General features: G+C 39.6%; 8 protein-coding genes. 1 reads left to right on the top strand and 7 read right to left on the bottom strand.

What is annotated here, in order from left to right; translation table 11 throughout:
• Positions 1 to 391 precede the first annotated feature (391 nt).
• A complete protein-coding gene (locus tag B5X53_RS16265) occupies positions 392 to 757 on the bottom strand; it encodes a hypothetical protein (protein ID WP_079714287.1) in 366 nt (121 codons plus the stop codon).
• Positions 758 to 1,059: 302 nt separating this feature from the next.
• Between B5X53_RS16265 and B5X53_RS16260 the strand changes: the two genes are divergently transcribed.
• Positions 1,060 to 2,070 carry an LLM class flavin-dependent oxidoreductase gene (locus B5X53_RS16260; RefSeq protein WP_079714286.1) on the top strand — a complete coding sequence of 337 codons (1,011 nt, stop codon included), beginning with the start codon at positions 1,060 to 1,062 and terminating at the stop codon, positions 2,068 to 2,070.
• A 22-nt stretch (positions 2,071 to 2,092) separates the two neighbouring features.
• Here B5X53_RS16260 and moaCB read toward each other — a convergent pair whose 3' ends face one another.
• The 6 genes from moaCB to B5X53_RS16230 are packed head-to-tail and all read right to left on the bottom strand — an operon-like array spanning position 2,093 to position 6,094.
• Positions 2,093 to 3,007, bottom strand: coding sequence for a bifunctional molybdenum cofactor biosynthesis protein MoaC/MoaB (moaCB, locus tag B5X53_RS16255; RefSeq protein ID WP_079714285.1), 915 nt, complete (start codon positions 3,005 to 3,007; stop codon positions 2,093 to 2,095).
• A 17-nt stretch (positions 3,008 to 3,024) separates the two neighbouring features.
• Complete coding sequence (locus B5X53_RS16250) at positions 3,025 to 3,465, bottom strand: molybdenum cofactor biosynthesis protein MoaE (RefSeq protein WP_198550739.1); 441 nt, start codon at positions 3,463 to 3,465, stop codon at positions 3,025 to 3,027.
• On the bottom strand, positions 3,455 to 4,555 hold the full coding sequence (locus B5X53_RS16245; RefSeq protein ID WP_079714283.1) for a HesA/MoeB/ThiF family protein: 1,101 nt from the start codon (positions 4,553 to 4,555) through the stop codon (positions 3,455 to 3,457). Before B5X53_RS16245 ends, B5X53_RS16250 begins: the two co-directional genes overlap by 11 nt.
• Complete coding sequence (locus B5X53_RS16240) at positions 4,552 to 4,788, bottom strand: MoaD/ThiS family protein (protein ID WP_079714282.1); 237 nt, start codon at positions 4,786 to 4,788, stop codon at positions 4,552 to 4,554. Before B5X53_RS16240 ends, B5X53_RS16245 begins: the two co-directional genes overlap by 4 nt.
• The gene (gene mobA, locus B5X53_RS16235) at positions 4,776 to 5,342 is read right to left on the bottom strand and encodes a molybdenum cofactor guanylyltransferase (RefSeq protein WP_262507301.1); all 567 of its coding nucleotides are present in this window, start codon (positions 5,340 to 5,342) and stop codon (positions 4,776 to 4,778) included. The genes B5X53_RS16240 and mobA overlap by 13 nt, the downstream gene beginning before the upstream one ends.
• Positions 5,343 to 5,356: 14 nt before the next feature.
• The gene (locus B5X53_RS16230; protein ID WP_079714280.1) at positions 5,357 to 6,094 is read right to left on the bottom strand and encodes a sulfite exporter TauE/SafE family protein; all 738 of its coding nucleotides are present in this window, start codon (positions 6,092 to 6,094) and stop codon (positions 5,357 to 5,359) included.
• Between the last annotated feature and the right edge of the window lie 7 nt (positions 6,095 to 6,101).

Below are 6,101 nucleotides of genomic sequence, written 5' to 3'. Positions count from 1 at the left end.
TTCTCACAATAAATCTTGTTTCAACCATAGGCTCATACACTGTTTCACCTATGTCTGTGAGATCTCCCGCGGTAAGACATATCACTTTCATTCCATATATCCGCATCATCTACACCCTGATCTCCGTATAGCTTTAGGACTTCGCTTTGTATGGCAAGCTCATCCAGATCAGCTATGCCTTATATGATGTTCGTGTTCCTCGGACCGGAACTTTGCCGCAGGCTTCCTTCAGATTCCACCTCACGATGGACACCCTTGCCTTTGGCTAATGATAGGTAGCTATAAACCCCCATAACGGACTTGCACCGTCAAGTGATATGCCATGCACGGCACACCATAAAAAAAGCGATCTTTTTATAAGAATCGCTTTTTAGTTCGGAACAAAAGATTATTATCTACTCATCAAAACAACATCTGATGAGTTAAAAATTTCATTTCGGTTTAATAGTTTTCCGTAGAATTCTAAATCGTTTTGCTGGTCTCTAAACGACTTGTCTAACCATTTAGCGGCTTTATTTACCGGTATTTTATAAACCTTAATTTCAGGGTAAGTATCTGGAGATTCAGATTCGTCTATCCCGATTTCAATTTGTTTTTTCTGTTTGTTATAATAAACATATTTCGCCAGGAAATTATGCTTAATTAAACTTATAAACTCATCAGGTAATTCCTGACAAGTTACACATTCTTCTACATATTGTTTCACTAATTGTTTTAGTGAAACTCTAATCTCGTTGGTATTTAAATAAGTTGCCATAGGTGTTAGGTTTTGTAAGTTTTATATGGCTAAATTATGCGCAATGTTCCTCTTGAAAAATTTTTTATAGGTAGTTTAACGCTATATTGTTAATATGTCTAAATAATAAAGGTTTTCGCTCATATATAAAGTTGCGAAAACCTTTTCGGTATAAAGCTTTTGCAAAAATTCCTTGATTTTCACCTTAACTTTCTATTAATACTATAATTCACGTTAGCATTCATTACAAATTGTTTCTATGGATTCTGTAAGGAATGCGGCGGTATTTCGGCTACCTGTAAGCATTAAAAGTAAAAAATAATATGTTTATAAATATAAGCGAAATCCCCTACTCCATACTTGAATTAGCTACCGTGGCTAAAGATTCCAGTGTAAAAGAAACCTTTGATCAAAGTCTTGATTTAGCTCAAAACGCCGAAAAAATGGGTTACACCCGGTTTTGGCTGGCAGAGCATCATAATATGGTAAGCATTGCCAGCTCTGCAACAGCCGTGCTAATAGGGCATATTGCAGGCGGAACAAAAACACTTAAAGTAGGTTCCGGCGGAATTATGCTTCCCAATCATTCGCCTTTAATCGTCGCTGAACAATTTGGAACCCTGGGTACGCTCTATCCAAACCGAATAGACCTGGGACTAGGAAGAGCTCCCGGCACAGATCAGGTTACCGCGCAAGCCATTAGATCTGACCGCATGAAATCCGTTTTTAAGTTTCCGGAAGAAGTAAAGGAAATTCAGAAATATTTTTCTATTGAAAATGCCCAGGCTCAAGTTAGAGCCGCGGTAGCGGAAGGTGTTGAAGTGCCAATTTACATCCTGGGTTCAAGTACCGATAGTGCACATCTCGCTGCCGAGCAAGGCTTGCCTTACGTTTTTGCCAGTCATTTTGCTCCCACACAATTACACCAGGCACTTAGTATTTATCACAATAATTTTAAGCCTTCCAAATTTCTGGACAAACCTTATACCATTGCCGGGGTGAATATAATTGCAGCTGATACCACCGCTAAAGCGGAAAAAATCTCTACGTCTCTTATTAAAATGATGCTGGGCGTAATGAGCGGAAATATTGATTATATGCAACCTCCAGTAGAATTCACAAATGAACACAGAGAAATTCTTGCACATCCAGGATTTCAGCGTATGCTTCAATATGCATTTATTGGTGATCCTGAAACGATTAAAACCAAAACCGAAGCGTTTTTAAAGGAAACAGGCGTAAACGAAATTATGGCGGTTTCGCATATTTATGATCATACAGACCGGCTGAGATCTTTCGAGATATTTTCGGAAATAATGAAAGGGAAAATTTAAACTACCAGGACTATATTTATTCCTAATCGTGTTTAAAAGCAGCCATAACCCTAAAAATATGCATAATTGCAGGAAAAACTGCATCCATAGACTCTTCAGCACCCTTTGTGGACCCCGGCAGGGCGAGCACAAGGGTGTTTCCAATTAATCCCGAGACAGAACGGGATAACATTGAATAAGGCGTTCTATCTTGCCCATAGGCTCTTATGGCTTCCTCAATACCGGGAATGGGACGTTCCAGTAATGGCTGAATAGCTTCCGGGGTGACATCGCGGGGAGACAGACCGGTGCCGCCGGTTAGAATAACCAGGTTCACTTTTTTTGCGCATTTTTCTTTTACCAGCGTTTGAATTGTTTCCTTTTCATCCGGAATTACCTGGTAATCTTCTACGGCAACCTGGTAAGCTTTTAGCTTTTCCATGATAACCTTTCCTGCTTTATCCTGCTTCTCCCCCGCCGAGATAGAATCGGAACAAACAATAACCGTAGCTGAAATCTGATTTTCCTCTACCACCTTCCGGTAATCTGTTTTGCCACCTTTTTTCTCCAGCAGTTTAATTTTTTCTATGCTTATTCCTTTATCTATGGGTTTTAGCATATCGTACATCGTAAGGGCTACCACAGAAGCGGCGTGCATAGCTTCTACCTCTACGCCAGTTTTATAAATGGTATGTACTTCAACATTAATATAAATCTCAAGGTCTTCGATATTGTAGGTGATATTTGTATACTCTACCGGTAAAGGATGGCAATCGGGAATCATATCACTGGTGCGTTTCGCAGCAAAAAGACCGGCTGTTTTCGCCATTTCAAACACATCCCCTTTTGGGACTGTTTTCTCTTCTACGGCTTTAATCGTATCAGCGCTACTTACCTTAACCACAGCCTGCGCTATAGCTTTGCGAAGCGTGTTGTTTTTATGAGTAATATTTACCATTTTTTCCTTTTCAGTATTTAAGTATTCACTTTCCAGTTTTCATCGCTGTTCTCCAGCAACTCCTTCCCCCACACCGGTAACTCATTTTTAATTCGTTCTACCAGTTCCTCACAAGCATCTATCGCCATTTTTCTATGTTTGGAAGAGGTGAATACAAACAGGCATATTTCGCCGGTTTTCACCTCTCCAAGGCTGTGATAAATATGCATACAGGTTAGATTATATTTTTCAAAAATAGCTTCCCTGATTTCAAATGCTTTTTGAAGCGCCATTTCCTCGTAAGCAGTATATTCTATAGCTCTCACGACGCTCCCCTCTTTTTCATCGGCCCTTACCTGGCCCAGGAAAATAGAATGTGCACCTATATTGGTTTTGCTGCTGTGATTTTGAATAGATTTGGCTATCTTTTCTGAAGAGATAGGTCCTTCTACAAATATATTTTTAGGTTTACGTGTCATATTCATTAGAATTTAAAGGTGAAGCAGGGTTCAAAATACCTCCTTCTACTGAAAATATTTTCTTTTCCGGAAATTGCTGTTTCAATTCTTTTGCCAGTTGGGAACTGCGTTGTCCCGAAGCACAGCATAAAAGAATATTCTCATAGGCTGAAAGCGATTCTGGATTTTCCCTTATATCTCCCATAGGAATTCTACTTAAATACTCTTTTTCAAACAATGGTTTTTCTCCGGTTTCCCTGATATCTACCAGAATACTGTTAGTCATATTAAGCGCCCAGTCAAGGGCTGTTTCCCAGTTTATACGCTCTGCGATTCCGCAGTTAATATTATAATTTCTATCCTTAAAATCCATTTCAGATTCCGGCAAATTTTCCCTGCCTTTGGTATTAGGCTGAATGCCTACTTCGTAAAATGAAGAGTTTTTAAGATTAAAAAAAAGTATTTTCTCTGAAAGTACTTTTCCCACCCCCGATAAAATTTTTAGTACTTCTGATGCCTGCAATGTTCCTATAATTCCAGGGAGAACTCCTAAAACCCCGGTTTCAGCACAATTGGGAATTTGATTTTCACTTGGCGGATTGGGATAAACGTCCCGGTAATTTAAAGCTACCGATCCATAATTAAAAATCATTAATTGCCCCTCATATTTATAAATAGCGCCCATTACCAGGGGTTTATTTAGCAATACACAAGCATCGTTTACAAGGTAACGGGTTCCAAAATTATCGGTCCCGTCTACTATAACATCAAAGGAAGAAATTATTTCCAGGGCATTATTTGTATTCAAAAAATCTGAAAAGACTTCAAAATTTAAATCGGGGTATTTTTCCTTTAGAACTTCGGCTGCAGTAGATGCTTTAGGCCTGCCGGTATGCTGATGCCCGAAAAGTGTTTGCCTGTTAAGATTTGACTCGCTTATGGTATCGCCATCAACTATTCCGATGGTTCCCACTCCGGCTGCCGCAAGATGTAATAACACAGGACAACCTAAACCACCCGCTCCAACGACAAGCACACGGGCCCGGGACAGTTTTTCCTGGCCTTCTTGACCAAACTCGGGCAATATGGTTTGACGTGAAAATCTACTCATCCTCCAGAAAATGGTGGTAAAAGGGCAATTTCCTCATCCCCTTCAAGTGGAGTATTTTGCTGAATAAGCTGCTGATTTACCGCCAGGGAAAAATCCAGGTCCTTTAAGTTTGGATATTCATTATAAAGGCTGGCCAATAATTCTTCGGTATTCTCCTTCTTCGGAAATTTAAATTCCTGCTCAGGCAGCTTTTCAGCGATCATTCCAAAAGCTTTCACCGTTAATCCTTCCATTTCTTTTCTGCTTCTATTCGTTCTTCCTCAGTATTGATATTTTTAAATATCTTACCCGATTGCTCGTACTCGAAAGGTAACAAAACGTGCTGATTTTTCAGAATGAAATCGGTCATTTTTAGTTCTCCTGCTGCAATACTTTTCTTAATTTTTTCCTTTAAAATTACGGGATATACACTAAACAGCGGATTTATTTTTTGATTAGACATTGAGGCAATTATCTGCTTCTTATCGGCTTTCTTTAATAAGCGCTCAATGGCACTTGCGGTAATAAAAGGCATATCACATGCAATGAGCAGTACCATTTCTGCCCCGGTATTTTCCATAGCAGTTAACAAGCCACCCATTGGTCCTTTTTCGGGAATAACATCACTGTAAACCGGCAATTTAAACCTTCTATAAGCAGAATTATTGGCAATTATTTTTGTGGATATTTTCAAAGTTTCCAATTCACGTAACACGTGTAAAATCATTGGTTCTTCATTTAAAGAAACCAAACCTTTATCCCTGCCCATCCGGCTGCTTTTGCCGCCGGCGAGAACAAATGCTTCTATGTTTTTATAATTTTTCAGAAAAAGATCAATTTAAGGGCGGCCCCGGCCAGTACAAATGTCAATAAGTGTTTTACCAATTTCACATTAAATCTCAAAGCACCAAAATAGCTGCCTAAAATTCCCCCGAGCACCGCGGGCGGAATAAGTATCCAGAGCGATTTATTCTCTATGAGATTAAAGCCCGTGGTTCCCAGGTAACCGGCAACAGAATTTACAAAAATGAATAATGCGCTTAGGGCAGCCGTTTGTCGAACATTTGTCCATCCCAACATAAGCAGCAAAGGAGAAAGAAGAATTCCCCCACCAATGCCTATAAGTCCCGAAAAGAAACCTATGAGGATGCCGATAAATGGAGGCATCCATATTTTATCTCTCAGAATTGTTTTATCATTCTTAGGAAAAACGCCCAGGAAATTCAATACCGGGAACAGTAAAAGTACACCCAGAATATTCTTATAAATCGAGGATTCCACCACTACCAATCCGCCAATGAAAGCAGCAGGGACTGAAAAAACTACAAGCTGTAAAAACAGCTTATTAGGAAATTCACAGGATCTACGGTGGTTAGTAAAAGCGATAAAAGAGACTGCCATATTGAGTAATAAGGCGGTTGGCCTAATTTCTTCAGGTGCAAAACCTGTAAGAGCCAGGATCATAAGATAGCTGCTGGCCCCACCGTGCCCTACCGAAGAATAAAAAAAAGCTGCTAAAGGTAACAGCAAAAACAAATAGGGCAGAAATTCGCTTTGCATCTATCGA

This window comes from Salegentibacter salinarum (genome assembly GCF_900168115.1).
Taxonomy (GTDB): domain Bacteria; phylum Bacteroidota; class Bacteroidia; order Flavobacteriales; family Flavobacteriaceae; genus Salegentibacter; species Salegentibacter salinarum.
This window is presented reverse-complemented; position numbering and strand designations above follow the sequence as displayed.

Bases quoted from the DNA above. Each gene is read 5' to 3' on its own strand.
- B5X53_RS16265 (WP_079714287.1), bottom strand. From the start codon at position 757: ATGGCAACTTATTTAAATACCAACGAGATTAGAGTTTCACTAAAACAA.
- B5X53_RS16250 (WP_198550739.1), bottom strand. From the start codon at position 3,465: ATGACACGTAAACCTAAAAATATATTTGTAGAAGGACCTATCTCTTCA.
- B5X53_RS16245 (WP_079714283.1), bottom strand. From the start codon at position 4,555: ATGAGTAGATTTTCACGTCAAACCATATTGCCCGAGTTTGGTCAAGAA.
- B5X53_RS16240 (WP_079714282.1), bottom strand. From the start codon at position 4,788: ATGGAAGGATTAACGGTGAAAGCTTTTGGAATGATCGCTGAAAAGCTG.
- B5X53_RS16230 (WP_079714280.1), bottom strand. From the start codon at position 6,094: ATGCAAAGCGAATTTCTGCCCTATTTGTTTTTGCTGTTACCTTTAGCA.
- B5X53_RS16260 (WP_079714286.1), top strand. From the start codon at position 1,060: ATGTTTATAAATATAAGCGAAATCCCCTACTCCATACTTGAATTAGCT.
- moaCB (WP_079714285.1), bottom strand. From the start codon at position 3,007: ATGGTAAATATTACTCATAAAAACAACACGCTTCGCAAAGCTATAGCG.